The 14521-nt window shown below is 45.3% G+C and carries 13 protein-coding genes; all 13 read right to left on the minus strand.

Going from position 1 to position 14521, the window contains the following annotated elements; genetic code table 11:
- Positions 1 to 109: 109 nt before the first annotated feature.
- The 13 genes from ruvB to PHV44_03735 all read right to left on the minus strand — a co-directional run bounded on the left by ruvB (position 110) and on the right by PHV44_03735 (position 14498).
- Positions 110 to 1156, minus strand: coding sequence for a Holliday junction branch migration DNA helicase RuvB (gene ruvB, locus PHV44_03675; GenBank protein MDD5592385.1), 1047 nt, complete (start codon positions 1154 to 1156; stop codon positions 110 to 112).
- On the minus strand, positions 1134 to 1886 hold the full coding sequence (locus PHV44_03680) for a segregation/condensation protein A (protein ID MDD5592386.1): 753 nt from the start codon (positions 1884 to 1886) through the stop codon (positions 1134 to 1136). Before PHV44_03680 ends, ruvB begins: the two co-directional genes overlap by 23 nt.
- Positions 1883 to 2863, minus strand: a complete 981-nt coding sequence (gene trpS / locus PHV44_03685; GenBank protein ID MDD5592387.1) for a tryptophan--tRNA ligase — start codon at positions 2861 to 2863, stop codon at positions 1883 to 1885. Before trpS ends, PHV44_03680 begins: the two co-directional genes overlap by 4 nt.
- Entirely contained in the window at positions 2860 to 5037 is a 2178-nt protein-coding gene (gene infB, locus PHV44_03690; GenBank protein ID MDD5592388.1) for a translation initiation factor IF-2, read from the minus strand. The genes trpS and infB overlap by 4 nt, the downstream gene beginning before the upstream one ends.
- Positions 5038 to 5041: 4 nt before the next feature.
- Entirely contained in the window at positions 5042 to 6247 is a 1206-nt protein-coding gene (gene nusA / locus PHV44_03695) for a transcription termination factor NusA (protein ID MDD5592389.1), read from the minus strand.
- A gap of 15 nt (positions 6248 to 6262) precedes the next feature.
- Entirely contained in the window at positions 6263 to 6724 is a 462-nt protein-coding gene (locus PHV44_03700; GenBank protein ID MDD5592390.1) for a ribosome maturation factor RimP, read from the minus strand.
- The gene (proS, locus tag PHV44_03705; protein MDD5592391.1) at positions 6717 to 7967 is read right to left on the minus strand and encodes a proline--tRNA ligase; all 1251 of its coding nucleotides are present in this window, start codon (positions 7965 to 7967) and stop codon (positions 6717 to 6719) included. The genes PHV44_03700 and proS overlap by 8 nt, the downstream gene beginning before the upstream one ends.
- 28 nt (positions 7968 to 7995) lie before the next feature.
- Positions 7996 to 9066 (minus strand): flavodoxin-dependent (E)-4-hydroxy-3-methylbut-2-enyl-diphosphate synthase, encoded by a 1071-nt coding sequence (gene ispG / locus PHV44_03710; protein ID MDD5592392.1) that lies wholly within the window; start codon positions 9064 to 9066, stop codon positions 7996 to 7998.
- A complete protein-coding gene (gene rseP / locus PHV44_03715; GenBank protein MDD5592393.1) occupies positions 9063 to 10145 on the minus strand; it encodes an RIP metalloprotease RseP in 1083 nt (360 codons plus the stop codon). Before rseP ends, ispG begins: the two co-directional genes overlap by 4 nt.
- A 4-nt stretch (positions 10146 to 10149) precedes the next feature.
- Complete coding sequence (locus PHV44_03720; GenBank protein ID MDD5592394.1) at positions 10150 to 11307, minus strand: 1-deoxy-D-xylulose-5-phosphate reductoisomerase; 1158 nt, start codon at positions 11305 to 11307, stop codon at positions 10150 to 10152.
- Between the two features lie 35 nt (positions 11308 to 11342).
- Entirely contained in the window at positions 11343 to 12137 is a 795-nt protein-coding gene (locus PHV44_03725; GenBank protein ID MDD5592395.1) for a phosphatidate cytidylyltransferase, read from the minus strand.
- Positions 12138 to 12848 carry an isoprenyl transferase gene (locus PHV44_03730; protein MDD5592396.1) on the minus strand — a complete coding sequence of 237 codons (711 nt, stop codon included), beginning with the start codon at positions 12846 to 12848 and terminating at the stop codon, positions 12138 to 12140.
- A gap of 72 nt (positions 12849 to 12920) precedes the next feature.
- Positions 12921 to 14498, minus strand: coding sequence for a DUF1957 domain-containing protein (locus PHV44_03735; protein ID MDD5592397.1), 1578 nt, complete (start codon positions 14496 to 14498; stop codon positions 12921 to 12923).
- Positions 14499 to 14521: the final 23 nt, after the last annotated feature.

The raw sequence follows: 14521 nt of genomic DNA on the forward strand, positions 1-14521 counted from the left end.
AGACCCCTAAGTATAACTTCGTATATCGCTAATTCGGGGTCAGTCCCTTCGTTCTATTAGGGACAGTCCCCTTGGTTTCTAATGGGGTCGATATCTGCGGGGACAGTCCCTAAAACAATTCTTCCTGTTTTTCGTATTTTATTCCGAAATGCTCGAAGGATAATTTTGTGGCCACCCGGCCGCGCGAGGTGCGCTTTATATAACCGGCTTTGAGTAGATATGGCTCAATGGTATCGGCAATGGTATCTACTTCTTCATTAAGGCTAGCAGCCAAGGACTCTATCCCTACCGGCCCGCCCTGAAAAGACTCTAGCATTAACTTCAGGACCTTGCGGTCTATATCATCAAGCCCGGCCTTATCAATACCCAGCTCATCTAAAGTCTTAGCTGAAACCTCGCGGTTTATCTTATCTATTTTTAATACCTGGGCATAATCCCTGATCCTGCGTAATAAACGGTTAGCCACACGCGGGGTGCCTCTGGCGCGCCGGGCAATCTCCGAAGCTGCCTCATCGTCTATATCCATACCCAGAATTTTCGCAGAATGTTTGATGATACGCGATAAATCTTCGATGGAATAAAAATCCAGATGATAGAATATGCCGAACCTCGCCCTAAGCGGCGCAGCCAACAGGCCAGTGCGGGTAGTAGCTCCCACCAGGGTAAAAGGCTTAAGGTTAAATTTAATCGTCCGGGCATATTGGCCTTTATCAATCACAAAGTCAATCTGGAAATTCTCCATTGCCGGATATAAAAACTCCTCCACTACCTTAGAGAGCCGGTGTATCTCATCGATGAAAAGAATATCGCCTTTCTCTAAGTTAGTCAATACGCCGATGAGGTCGCCTGCCCGCTCTATGGCCGGGCCGGAAGTAGCGGTAATCTTGGTGTGCATCTCATGGGCGATGATATGCGCCAGGGAGGTCTTGCCTAAACCGGGCGGCCCGGAGAGCAGAATATGTTCTAAGGGCTCTTTCCTCTGCTTCGCTGCAGTCAGGCAAACCTTGAGGTTATCTACCAACTCTTTCTGGCCGATAAATTCCGTAAGCTTAGCCGGCCTTAAAGAAAGATTAACTACTACTTCCTCTTCGCTTTCCTGCTGGATATCGATGAATTGATTGCCCTGAAGTAATTTACGCCTTGATTCTTCGCTCATCTGGGATAATATTTTCTTTGTTGCGGACGATCTCTATTTCCTGGAATAAGCCTTTTTGACGGGCAACGATCTCTTTAAGGCGGATTAATTCCAATATAGCCAAAAAGGTCACGATTATCTCCAGCTTATTCTTTGCCTGTTTAAATAATTCCGAGAGGCATACAGCCTGCGTATCAAGCAGCATGTGCAGGATCTTATGGACCTTGTCCTCGACGGTAAATTCATCCTTGATAACTTCGTAGAATAATTCTTTGGGTACCTGCTCCAGCGCCTTGGAAAAGGCAGTGATTAAATCAAAGAGGCTGGCTTCAAAATATCCCGCGCCTTCTTCCTCAGGTATTTCTTTTTCTGCTGCCTTTGGCCGCTTAAACATATCGGCCTGCTTAACCTCCCTATCTCTTAAGTCCTGGGCTATCTCTTTGAATTTTTCGTATTCCAAGAGGCGTTTTACCAATTCAGCCCGCGGGTCTTCCTGCTCTGCCTCGCCCTCCCGGGTTTCATCTAGAGGTAAAAGCATCTTGGATTTAATCTGCATTAAAGTGGCAGCCATGACCAAGAATTCTCCGGCAATATTTAAATTTAATAGCTGCATCAGTTCCAGGCATTGCAGGTACTGTTCGGTTACTTTGGCAATAGGGATATCATATATATTTAAGTGGTCCTTCTTCACTAAATATAGAAGCAGGTCCAAGGGGCCTTCAAATATCTCTAATTTTATCTTATAGCTCATAATCCAAGCAGGCCTCTTACCTCGGACATGGTTTTCTCTGCGAAAGCCCCTGCCCGTTTTGCGCCTTGTTTTAATATAGCGGATACCTGTTTTTTGTCTTTGAGCAGCTCATTTCTCTTTTTCTGAATCGGCTGCAAAAATTTAATCAGGACCTCGGCTAACTCTTTTTTACAAGCCGTGCAGCCGACTTTGGCATTACGGCATAAATCCGCGACCTCTTTTTCTCTCTCTGGCGCGAATAAGGCATAGTAACTATGTACATTGCACATTTCGGGATGGCCGGGGTCGGAAAGCTTAATTCTCTCGGGATCAGTAAACATCCCCTGCACCTTGACGCGGATATCCTCAGGCTCTTCTGAGATAGCAATAAAATTATTGTAACTCTTACTCATCTTGCGGCCATCCAACCCTAAAATCCTGGGTGCCTTAGCCAGGATTGCCTCGGTTTGAGGAAAAATAATCTTTTTATAAATACTGTTAAACCTCCTGGCAATCTCCCGGGTCAGCTCCAGATGCGGCAGCTGGTCTTCTCCTACGGGCACAGCCTCTGCTTTATAAAGCATAATATCCGCAGCCTGTAAAACCGGATACCCTAAGAAACCATAATTGCTTAAATCGCGGTTAGTCATCTCCCGCAGCTGTTCTTTATAGGTAGGGCAGCGCTCCAGCCACCCCAAAGGCGTGATTACGGAAAAAATCATATATAATTCCAGATGTTCTTTTACCTGCGATTGGATAAAGATAGTGGATTTTTTAGGAGAAATCCCGCAGGCCAGCCAATCAATCACATTATCCGTAAGATTTTCTTTTATCGTGCCGGGATTGACGTATTCTGACATAAGCGCATGCCAGTCTGCCGCCATAAAGAAACATTCGTATTCGTCCTGCAGTTTTACCCAGTTATCCAAAGCACCCACCAAATGGCCGATGTGTAACGGCCCGGTAGGACGCATGCCGCTTAATATTCTTTTTTTCATAGCTTCCTCGCTATTTTCTCTATATCATATGCCTCGATAACATCGCCTTCTTTGACCTCTTCAAAGCCGCTTAAGGTAATGCCGCAATCAAACCCTTCCAGTACTTCCCTTACATCATCCTTAAAACGTTTCAGGGAAGATAATTTTCCCTCAAATACCGCCTCGCCGTTCCTGACTAAAGTAATAGAGGCATTACGGTTAATCTTACCCTTGGTCACAAAACAACCCGCTACTGTTCCCGAGCGCGATAACTTAAAGACCTTCCTTATCTCTACCCTGCCTAAAAAGACCTTCTTTAATTTCGGCTCCAGCATCCCCTCTAATGCTGCCTTGATATCATTGGCTAATTCATAAATTATATTATATGTCCTGATGTCTATGCCTTCCTTAACGCTTAATTCTTTTGCGAGCTCTTCGGCATCCACGTGAAACCCTAATATCAAGGCATCCGAAGCAATGGCCAATATGACATCCGAAGAATTTATGCTGCCTACGCCCTCATGGATAATGTTCCATTTTATTTCCGTGACGTTCAGCTTATTCAATGTTTCTTTTATGGCCTCAAGCGAACCCTGTACGTCTGCCTTGATAATCATTTTCAATTCCTTGATTTTTCCTTCCTGTATCTGCGCGTGCAGGTCTTCCAGGCTAATCCTCTTGGCAACTTTCATCTGCTCTTGTTTTTCTTTTTCCTGCCGTTTGAGTGCCAGATCCCGGACTATTTTTTCGTCTTGCATGACAAAAAACTTTTCTCCGACACCCGGGATGCCGGATAAACCGGAGACCTCAACCGGAGAAGAAGGCCCGGCGCTGGTTATGGATTGGCCGCGGTGATTACACATTGCCTTTATCTTGCCGTAGTACTGGTCGGCGATAATAGTATTGCCTAAATGCAGGGTCCCGTTTTGCACCAGCAGAGTCGCAACCGGCCCTCTGCCTTTAGTTAACTTTGCTTCTATCACCACCCCGTGCGCTAATCTATCGGGATTGGCTTTTAATTCCAGCATCTGCGCCTCTAAAAGAATCATCTCCAATAAATTGTCAATGCCCTGGCCGGTCTTTGCCGAAACAGGCACGGTAATAGTCTTACCGCCCCAGTCTTCGGCAGCGAGGTCCAGCCCGGAGAGCTGCTTTTTTACCCGGTCAATATCCGCCTGCGGCTTATCAACCTTATTCACAGCGACGATTATCGGCACACCCGCAGCGCGCGCATGGTCTATGGCTTCTTGAGTCTGGGGCATAATCCCGTCATCCGCAGCGACCACTAAAATTACAATGTCGGTAACGCTGGCTCCGCGGGCGCGCATAGCTGTAAAGGCTTCGTGGCCCGGCGTATCCAAAAAAGTAATCTCGCCGTGCGGTAAAACCACCCGGTAAGCGCCGATGTGCTGGGTAATACCTCCGTGCTCTGTTTCTGCCACCTTGGTTTTTCTGATGGCATCCAGAAGTGAAGTCTTGCCGTGGTCAACATGGCCCATCAGGGTAACAATAGGAGAGCGGGGTTTTAAAAGTTCGGGGCTATCCTTCTCCAGGTGTATGCGTAAAGCTAATTCCTCCTGGTTGGGGGCTTTTTTGATTTCATAACCGTATTTAAGGCAGATACCGGCTGCCTTTGACTCATCCAAAGCCTGATTTATACCCACCATCAAGCCCATTCCCATTAAGTTCTTAATTAAGACTGAAGGCTTCTCCTGTAGTTTAATAGCTAAATCTTTTATCGTAACCGGAAAATCCAGTTCCAATATCTTAAGCGTAACCGCGGGTTTCTCTGCTACCGCAACGGGTCTTTCTGGTATATGCGGCTTTGCTTCTTTTTTAGGCGTTATTTTAACTGGCGCTGCTATCTTCGGAGCTGCCGGTTTTTGCTCTATAACAACCGGGCTCTCTTTTTTCTTGATGATTTTTTTGGGGTGGACTATTTTCTGCGGGATATCCTGCGCAGGCACGGGAATAATGACTGTTGGTTTTATGGCGGGCTCAATAACAGGGGTAGATTCTTTTATTTTTTTGGGGATAATTTTTCCTGCCGGTTTTACTGCCTTTAAGGCTTTGCGCGCAAACTTGAGCGCGGGTTTCTTAGTTAACTTCGGCTTAGCTGTTTTCCGGGCTGCTTTATCCTTCTTTACTGCCGCCTTTTTCTTAACCACAACCTTCTTTTCTTTTATTTTTGCCATATTATTATTTTCGCGCCTTTTTCGCTTCCTCTATGATCTTCTTTGCTTTTTTCTCTGCGATGCCTTTTACCTGTGTCAAATCTTCTATCTTGGCCTTCAGGATATCTTCTATGGTCTTAAATCCGGCCGCGCTAAGGTTCTCAATAGTCTTCTCTCCTATGCCGGGTAATTGCGCTAACGTACTTGTTTCTTTCGTTTCTTTTTCTGTCTTTTCTTCCTTCTCTTTCTTTGCTTCTTTCCCTTCCTTTTCTTCTTTGACAGCCGCGGCTGAGGTGGCCTTGGTGCGTATATCCAGTTCCCATCCTACCAGGCGCGAGGCGAGCCTGACATTCTGGCCGTGTTTACCGATAGAAAGAGAAAGCTGGTCATCATCCACAATAATTTCTGCCTTGAGGCGCTCCTTATCCAGCTTTATTTCGGAAATTTTTGCCGGCGCCAACGCTGCCTTTATATATTCCCGGATGTCTTCGCTGTAACGGACAATATCGATTTTTTCTCCCTGTAATTCATTGACGATATTCCTGATGCGGTTACCGCGCATCCCCACGCAAGCACCTACAGAATCAACTTTCTCATTCTTTGAGCGGACGGCGATTTTACTGCGCGCGCCGGGTTCCCGGGAAATGGATTTTATTTCTACTATCCCTTCGTAAATCTCCGGGATCTCTAACTCAAATAATTTCTTCAGAAGGTTAGGGTGCGTGCGCGACAAAATAATCTGGGGGCCGCGGGTATCTTTTTTTACCTCTACAATATAGGCGCAGATACGCTGGCCCTGCCTGAACTCTTCTTTTGGGGATTGTTCGCGCTTTAAAAGTACGCCTGTAGCCTTGCCTAAAAGGTCAACTATAATATTGCCTTTATCAAAGCGGTAAACCGTACCGCTGACCAGCTCGCTGACTTTGCCCTGGAATTCATTGAAGACCACGTCTTTCTCCGCCTCGCGGATCTTCTGTATGATGACCTGCCTGGCAATAGAGGCAGAAATACGGCCAAAGTCCATGGATTTAATCTCTTCCTTATCCTTGAAGGCGCGGATCTTTCCTGTTGCCCTGTCAAGTTCCACCCTCAACTCTTCATTAGGACTTATGTTCAGGGTTTTACGCACAGCGCTTAAGATCGCGCTCTCTACAGCCTCAACTAAAACTTCTTTCTTTATCCCCTTTTCTCTCTCTAACTGGTCTAATATAGCTAGCAATTCTTGTCCCATTTTTTCTCCTAGTTACTAAACAATGACCTGTTTTGCCTTGTTAATCTTTACTAATGGCACCTCGATAATCCTGTCTCCTATATCAATATACACTATTTCATCGCTTACTTTATTGATTATTCCTTCCCATTCTATTTTATCGCCGACTACCTCATTCAAAAAAAACCTGGCCTTCTTATTAATACAACGCAGGAAATCTTTTTTTGTCTTTAACGGCCGGTCCAGGCCCGGAGAGCATACCTCCAGAAGATACCTTGCCTGTAATATATCTTTTTCATCCAGGATCGCACTGATCTGCTTATTTAAAGCAGCACATTCAGCCAGGGTGATGCCTCCTTCGGGCCTATCCGTGAGAATCCGTAAAACCAGGTCCCTTCCTTCGTACCTGCACATAAGCTCTACTAAATCCAAACCCTGGTTTTTTAGATAATCGCCGAAGATGCTGCTAAGCTCTGCGGAGATTTCCTGCCTATCCATTTACTAATTCCTTTATCTCCTTTAAAATCGCCGCCTTTGTTTTAATAATCTTTTTATGGTTACGGCGTATCTTTAATTCCAGGGTATTCTTCTTTAAAGATTCCTTACCGATGATTACCTGCAGGGTAACGCCGATAAGGTCGGCATCCTTAAATTTTACGCCTGCCCGCTCATCGCGGTCATCTAAAAGCACCCCTATCCCTTCCTGCGTTAACTGCTCGTATAAGTCCCTGGCACTTTGCATAATCTTTTTATCTGTCGTATCCAGAGGCAGTATCGCAACCTGGTAAGGGCTTAAATCCTTCGGCCAGATGATGCCATCCTTATCATGGTTCTGTTCGATAACTGCAGAAATCAGCCTGGATACGCCTATGCCGTAACAACCCATGATGATAGGTTTCTTTTGCCCCTGGGCATCGATAAAATTAGCACCCAATACCGCGCTATATTTAGTGCCTAATTTAAAGATGTGCCCGACTTCAATAGTATTTATCTTTTCTAATTTAACCCCGCACTGCGGGCAAACCTGCTCTTCGCCATCCTTAAATGTCTTAGCCAGGCGGCATTTGGGACAGGAAGAAACAATATCCTCCCCGTCCTGGGCAGGGGCCATAAATTCGTGCGACATGTTCCCGCCCATCACCCCGGGATCCGCCTGGGTGGTCAAAAAACTTAATCCGCATTTTTTGAATATCCTCTTATAGGCATTGTGTATGACCTGATAATTCTTATCTAAGCCGGCCTCATCCGCGTCGAAACTATAAGCGTCTTTCATGATAAATTCACAGGCCCTGATTAAGCCGAAACGCGGCCGGATTTCATCGCGAAACTTCGTCTGTATCTGGTAGAGGATCAAGGGTAATTGCTTGTAAGATGAAATGTGATTTTTGACTAAATCCGTAATGACCTCTTCGTGCGTAGGCCCCAGGCACATATTCCTGCCCCTGCGGTCGGTGAACCTGATCATCACCTCGCCGATATCCTTATCACGGCCGGATTTTACCCACAACTCCTGCGGTTGTAAGGCCGGAAGCAATAACTCCGTTGCCCCGCAAGAATTTAATTCCTGTCGGATTATTTTCTGGATATTATCCAGGACCTTTAAACCTAAAGGTAAATACGAATACACCCCTGCCATGAGCATGCGCACTAAACCTGCGCGCAGCATTAACTGGTGGCTGATGGATTCTGCTTCTTGCGGCGTTTCTTTTAAAGTAGGTATAAAATCCTTTGACCAAAACATAACATTCTAACTTTTAACATTCTAACATTTAAACATTCAAACATTTTAACAGCTCTTTTAACAATACATCCGCGCACCTATCGTAAGAAATCTTTCTTACGGGCTTGCCCCTTTTAAACAAGAGTCCTTCTTTCTTGCCAAAGGCAACTCCCAGGTCCGCTTCCTTGGCCTCGCCCGGACCATTCACTACGCAACCCATAACGGCCAATTTTATTGGCCGAGTCGATAGTCGATAGTCGCTAGTAGATAGTCTGTTTTCTAATTCTTTAACCACCTTAATTAAATCGACTTCGCAGCGGCCGCAGGTAGGGCAACTGATGATTTGCGGGCCAAAATGGCGCAAATCCATCGCCCCTAAAATAGACTTTGCTGCTCTGACTTCGGCCTCGGGAATATCTGTAAGGGATACCCTTATTGTATCACCAATACCCTCTAATAGCAAAGCACTTAATGCAATGCTCGTCTTAATTAAGCCCAAATAGGGGCTGCCGGTTGCGGTTACGCCTAAATGAAAAGGATAATCACAAAGCTTAGCCATTTTACGGTATGCCTCTATAGTATCGGGGATATTAGATGCCTTAAGAGAGACTACGATATCATAGAAACCGCATTTTTCTAAAATCCTGATATAATCTAAAGCGCTCTTAACCATTGCCCGGGCAATATTTTTACCCTGCCCGGCGCCCTTCACTGAACCTGAATTTAATCCTACTCTTATGGGAATACGGCTAAGCCGCGCTGCCCTGGCTATCTGCTGAATCTGCTCTTTCTTATAAATATTTCCCGGGTTGAGCCGGATTTTATCTATGCCGCTATCTATTGCCTGTAATGCCAGGCGCCAGTTGAAATGTATATCCGCAACTAAGGGTATGCTTGTGTTCTTTTTAATCGTCTTAAGCGCTTTGGCATCATCGCTGTCTTTTATGGCCAGCCGGACAATTTCACAGCCTGCCTCCTTAAGACCTTCTATTTGTTTTATCGTCCTTGCGGTGTCCGATGTCTTAGTCTTAGTCATGGACTGTATGGCAACGGGATGATTACCGCCGATACGGATGTTGCCGATACGTATAACCCTGGTTTTACGCCTGGGAACTTTCATTTGACGAACCATTTCGATAATTTATCCCCGAAGAATCTCAACAGGTCATTATAGGTGGCAAATAAAGCTATAGCGATGATAATCGTCAGGCCAAACTTTGTAATGATGCTCTCTGCCTTCAGGCCGAGCTGCTTACCTCTTATTTTTTCCACTGCCAGCAATACGATATGGCCCCCGTCCAATACAGGTAAAGGCAGGAGATTAAATATGCCCAAGCTTATGCTCAATACCGCTATTAAGTGTATAACCGCAATTATCCCTAAGCTTGCGGCCTTAGAAGTAATATAAAATATACCTAAAGGCCCGGTGACGGACTCACGCATGGACAGGTTACCCGTAATCATGCGCCAGATGGCTTTATAGGTCAGAGTGGTAAGGTCAATTGTCTTACGTAAAGCGAGGGTAAAAGATTTCAGGAAACCGTATCTGATATTGGTGACTTCGTCTGCGGGCATTATACCGATAAGCCCGACGCTGCGCTTTTTACCCAGTATATCATCAAGCTGCCTCTCTTTTATTTCTACCTCTAATGCATATTCTTTGTTATCGCGTAAAACAGAAAGCGTAACTTTACCTTTTGTTTTTTCATTCTGAACGGCATTTTGTAAATCCTCCCAGACTGTTACCTTCTTGCCGTCTACAGCCACAATCTTATCGCCTGCCTGTATGCCGGCATTCTTTGCCCCGAAACCATCTATTAAGCCGCCTACTTTAGTGGTCAGGGTAGGATACCCGGCAAAGAATATCAGCCAAAAACACAAGAATCCCAGTATATAGTTTAACAAAGGCCCGCAGAAGATTATCTGGGCGCGCTCTGAAGGCGCCTTAGACAGGTATTCATCAGGCTGTTTCCTGTATTCTTCTAAATTATCGCCTGCGAGTTTCACATAACCGCCCATAGGTATTAAATTAATGCTGTATTCGGTATCGCCTTTTTTCTTATGCCATAAAGGCATGCCAAAACCCAGGGAAAATTTTTCCACCTTAACACCCAGCCTTTTAGCGGCGATAAAATGCCCGAACTCATGGACGAGGATAGAAATGCCTAAAATAAGTAAAAAGGTAATTATGGAAATCATATCTTTATCCTAAATTATAAATAACTTGAGCGGCCTCTCTTCTCGCCCATGCATCTGCGTTAAGGATATCTGTTAAACGCGGCGCGGTTATATTGCGGTGCCTGCTGCAAATTCTTGCGATAACTTTTGGTATTGAGACAAAATTTATCTTGTGCTTTAAGAATTGCTCCACGCCTACTTCATTGGCCGCATTCAGGACAGCAGGTATCGTCCCGCCTTCCCTGGCTGCCTTGTAAGCTAACTCTAAACAGGGAAACTTACTGAAATCGGGCCGCTGAAAAGATAAATTTTTAACCGCGCAAAAATCTATATTAGTAAGTTTACTGGATAGCCTCTGTGGATAGGTGAGCGCATATTGTATGGGTATACGCATATCCGTAGCGGACAACTGCGCCAGAACCACCCCGTCAATAAACTCTACCATAGAATGAACCAGGGCCTGGGGGTGTATCAGGACTTTGATTTTTTCAGGCGCTACGCCGAATAAGTGCATTGCCTCCAATACCTCTAAACCCTTATTCATCAGGGTGGCCGAATCAACGGTAATTTTCGGGCCCATCCTCCACCTGGGATGTTTTAAGACCTGTTTTGCCGAGATATCCTTAAAATATTTTTTATTTGTCTTTAGCAATGGCCCGCCTGAAGCAGTAAGATAAATATTCTTTAATTTATTTTTATCTTCAAACCTCAAACACTGCCATATCGCAGACTGCTCGCTGTCTATGGGTATAATTTTCACCTTATGCGCGGATGCCTTGTTCATAATGATAGAACCGGCCATCACCAGCGCCTCTTTATTCGCCAGGGCGATATCTTTACCGTTTTCTATTGCTTTCAATAAAGGTAAAAGCGCCGCTGCGCCGCTAACAGCTAAAACTACTTTATCTATTCTTTTATCCCCGGGCATCTCCTTAAGGCCTTCTTCTCCTGTAAAAAACCTGATGCCTTTTAAATTTATCCGGGACTTTAATCGCGCAGCTGCCTTTACATCTTTTATGCAGACCAGCTTCGGTTGAAATAACTTTATCTGCCGATAAAGCGTGTCAATATCGGAATTGGTGCTTAAGGCAATAACCTTAAACTTATCGCTGTGTGCCCTGATTACTTCCAGGGTGCTCTTACCTATAGAGCCAGTAGAACCCAATACAGCTATGTATTTCATACGGCTTACAGCTTATAGCTTACGGCTTACAACTTTTATTTCAATATGACGCTCATTAAAAAATAAAATGCCGGGACAGTAAAAAGCAGGCTGTCGATAAAGTCTAAAACTCCGCCCATGCCCGGTAAAATACTACCGGCATCTTTTATCTGGCAGTCGCGCTTTATAAGGGACTCGGAGAGGTCTCCTAACTGCCCCAGGATACCCAAAAATAAACCCAGGAAGATAAGCTCTAAATTTTTAAGGTGTAAAAAGGGATTGCTGATCAAAGCCCCTAACACGCTGAAAAATAATCCGCCTACTGCCCCTTCTACGGATTTATTGGGGCTGATCCGCGGGATTAAAGGGGTCTTACCGAAGCGGCTGCCGATAAAATAAGCGCCGATATCGCCTAACTTTGTAATCAGTATTACTGTCAGGACCAAGCCGATGCCGCCGGCAAGATACCTGATCTTAATAAAAAAACTCAAGAACCAGGAAACATAAAGTATGCCGAAGATAGTCGTAGAGATAGCCACAACTACCCCGGAATTATCGCGGCGGCGAAACTGCATCACTATCAAAAATATCAATGCCGAGACAAGAAAAAAGAGCTCCCAGCTCCTGGTAAGTTCAAAACGTAAGAGTATAGACAGAGGAATGATTGCCCCCATCCCGATGCCAAAATACTTATAGATGCTTATCCCTTTCTTCTCTAACATAGTGAAAAACTCATAAAGCCCGATAATGATAAAAACACTCACTAAGAGCCCGAAGAGCCAATCAACAGATATGGCGCAGAAAAACAGGCCAAGGAGCACTATGGAACTGACTATCCTCTTACTTAACATTTAAACCCTCCCGAACCTTCTTTCCCTCTTTTGGTATTCGCCGACGGCCTTTTCCAACTCCTGCTTGCCGAAATCAGGCCAATAGATTTTAGGGAAATAAAGTTCTGCGTAAGAAAGCTGCCAGAGCAAAAAATTACTTATACGCATCTCGCCGCTGGTACGGATTAAAAGATCAGGGTCGGGTAGTCCTGCGGTGTAAAAATAATTGCTGAAGCCCTCTTCGTCTAAACCCTCTAGGTTAGCATCCCCTCTCATTACCGCCTGCGTAAATTTCCTGACTGCATCAATTATCTCCTGCCTGGAACCGTAATTTAAGGCCAGGACGGCTGTCAGGCCCGTATTATCCCTGGTCTTCTCCTGGGCCTTCTTAATCTTATTCTGTAGATATTCAGGTACGGGCTTATCCCTGCCGATTACCATCAGCCGGACATTATTCCTGTGTAATTCATTAATCCTGCGGGTTAAAAAATTATCCAGGTAGCGCATCAGCAGGCTTACTTCTTTTTGGGGCCTGGACCAATTCTCCGCAGAGAAGGTAAAAAAAGTGATTACCTTAATCCCCAATTCGTCTGCTGCCTTAACAATCTCCTCTATCCTTTTTATGCCCGCGCGGTGCCCGGCTGAACGAGGAAGGCCTTTCTCTTTTGCCCAGCGGCCGTTGCCGTCCATGATTATGGCGACGTGTTTGGGGATATTATTTTTATCTAACATTTACTTTGTGTCAAAGTATCAATGTGTCAGAGTGTCAAAGAAAAAACTTTGATACCTTGACACTTTGATACTCTAGCGGTGCACCCGATAATCTATATCCGGGAATATATTATCCTTGTATTCAATACCAGAGAGCCAGCCTTCGTCAATGCTATTTGAATTTATATCTTCGTAAAGGCGCGTAAATCTTAAGATGTGTTCTTTGGTGCGGCAGATAGCGTAACTGGTGTGCGTGCCTGTGCCCAGGATAAACGCCCAGTCCGAACTCTGGGCCAGCAGCAACTCCCTTAAGGCCTGGTTCAACGCCCTCTTTAATATGCCATTGGTATGGGGAAACTTTTTTACCAGTTCTGTCATCCTAAAAGACGCGCTATGCAGGTGAGGGTATATCCAGTCGTTGGTCCCTTGCAGCCACATTTCGCTATACCCCTTCCAGCCCCAGCTGGATAAAGAAGGCGAAACTACCTGGTTACGCGGGTTCTCGGCTAAATATTCGCTGGGCGTAATCAGGCGGATATTTTTCTGGTCAAAGCAGATCTTGCGCATGAGAAATTCAAGCCAGAGAGGGCCTTCATACCACCAATGGCCGAACAATTCGGCATCATAAGGAGAAATAATCAGGGGCTTTTTCTGCATAAAGGCATAAAGATGCTCCGCCTGTTTTTCGCGGTTAAACATAAAATTACCTGCCTGCTCTGCGGCCTTCTCCCTCGCCCAATGAGGGTTATAAGGTTCCTTATTATCGCTGCCGGTAATACGGTAGTATTTTATGCCTGTGCTAATCCTGACGCCGTCAGGATGGATATAGGGCTTTATATATTCGTAATCCAGGTCAAAACCAATATCACGGTAGAACTCACGATAAGAGTAATCTCCCGGATACCCCTCGATAGACGACCAGACTTGTTTAGAAGACTCCAGGTCCCTGCCAAAACAGGCTACACCCGAGCCCCGGCAATAAACAGGAGCGAATACCCCGTATTTAGGCCTAGGCGTTGCGTGCAATACGGCGTGGGCATCAGTAAAAAAATAATTTAACCCCGCCTCTTTAAAAATTTCGTCGTGGCCGGGATGATAGCCGCACTCCGGAAGCCATATACCTCTGGGCCTCCTGCCAAAATGAGCCTGGTAATGGCTGACAGCGACCTTTACCTGCGCCCTTACTGATTCCTTGCAGATATCCATAAGCGGGAAATAACCATGCGTTGCCCCGCAAGTAATAATTTCAAGCTTCCCTTTATCCTGCAGGTCCTTAAAAGGAATAATCAGGTTCCGTCCGAATCTTTCAAAGGTAGCGCGGGCTTTATAGAAGTTGTCTAAATACATCTGGGCCAGAGAGTGGAATTCCTGCTGCCAACGCGTGCGTTCTACCTCCTTATGCGCCAACTCAATAAGCCTGTTGATGTGCCTTAAATATCTCTCTTGCAATAAGGCGTCGGTAAGCATGGAAATCAAAGTCGGGCTCAAAGACATAGTCAGGCGAAAATCAACCTTATCGTTTTCCAGCCTTTCTAAAGCCAGAATCAAAGGGATATAAGTTTCGGTGATGGCCTCATAGAGCCAGTCTTCCTCCAGGAAGTTCTCGTGTTCCGGGTGGCGCACGTACGGAAGATGGCTATGCAGGACTAAACACAAATAACCTCTGTGCATTTTTAAATTACTAGTTACGAGTT

Source organism: Candidatus Omnitrophota bacterium, assembly GCA_028717245.1.
Classification (GTDB): domain Bacteria; phylum Omnitrophota; class Gorgyraeia; order Gygaellales; family Profunditerraquicolaceae; genus JAGUYA01.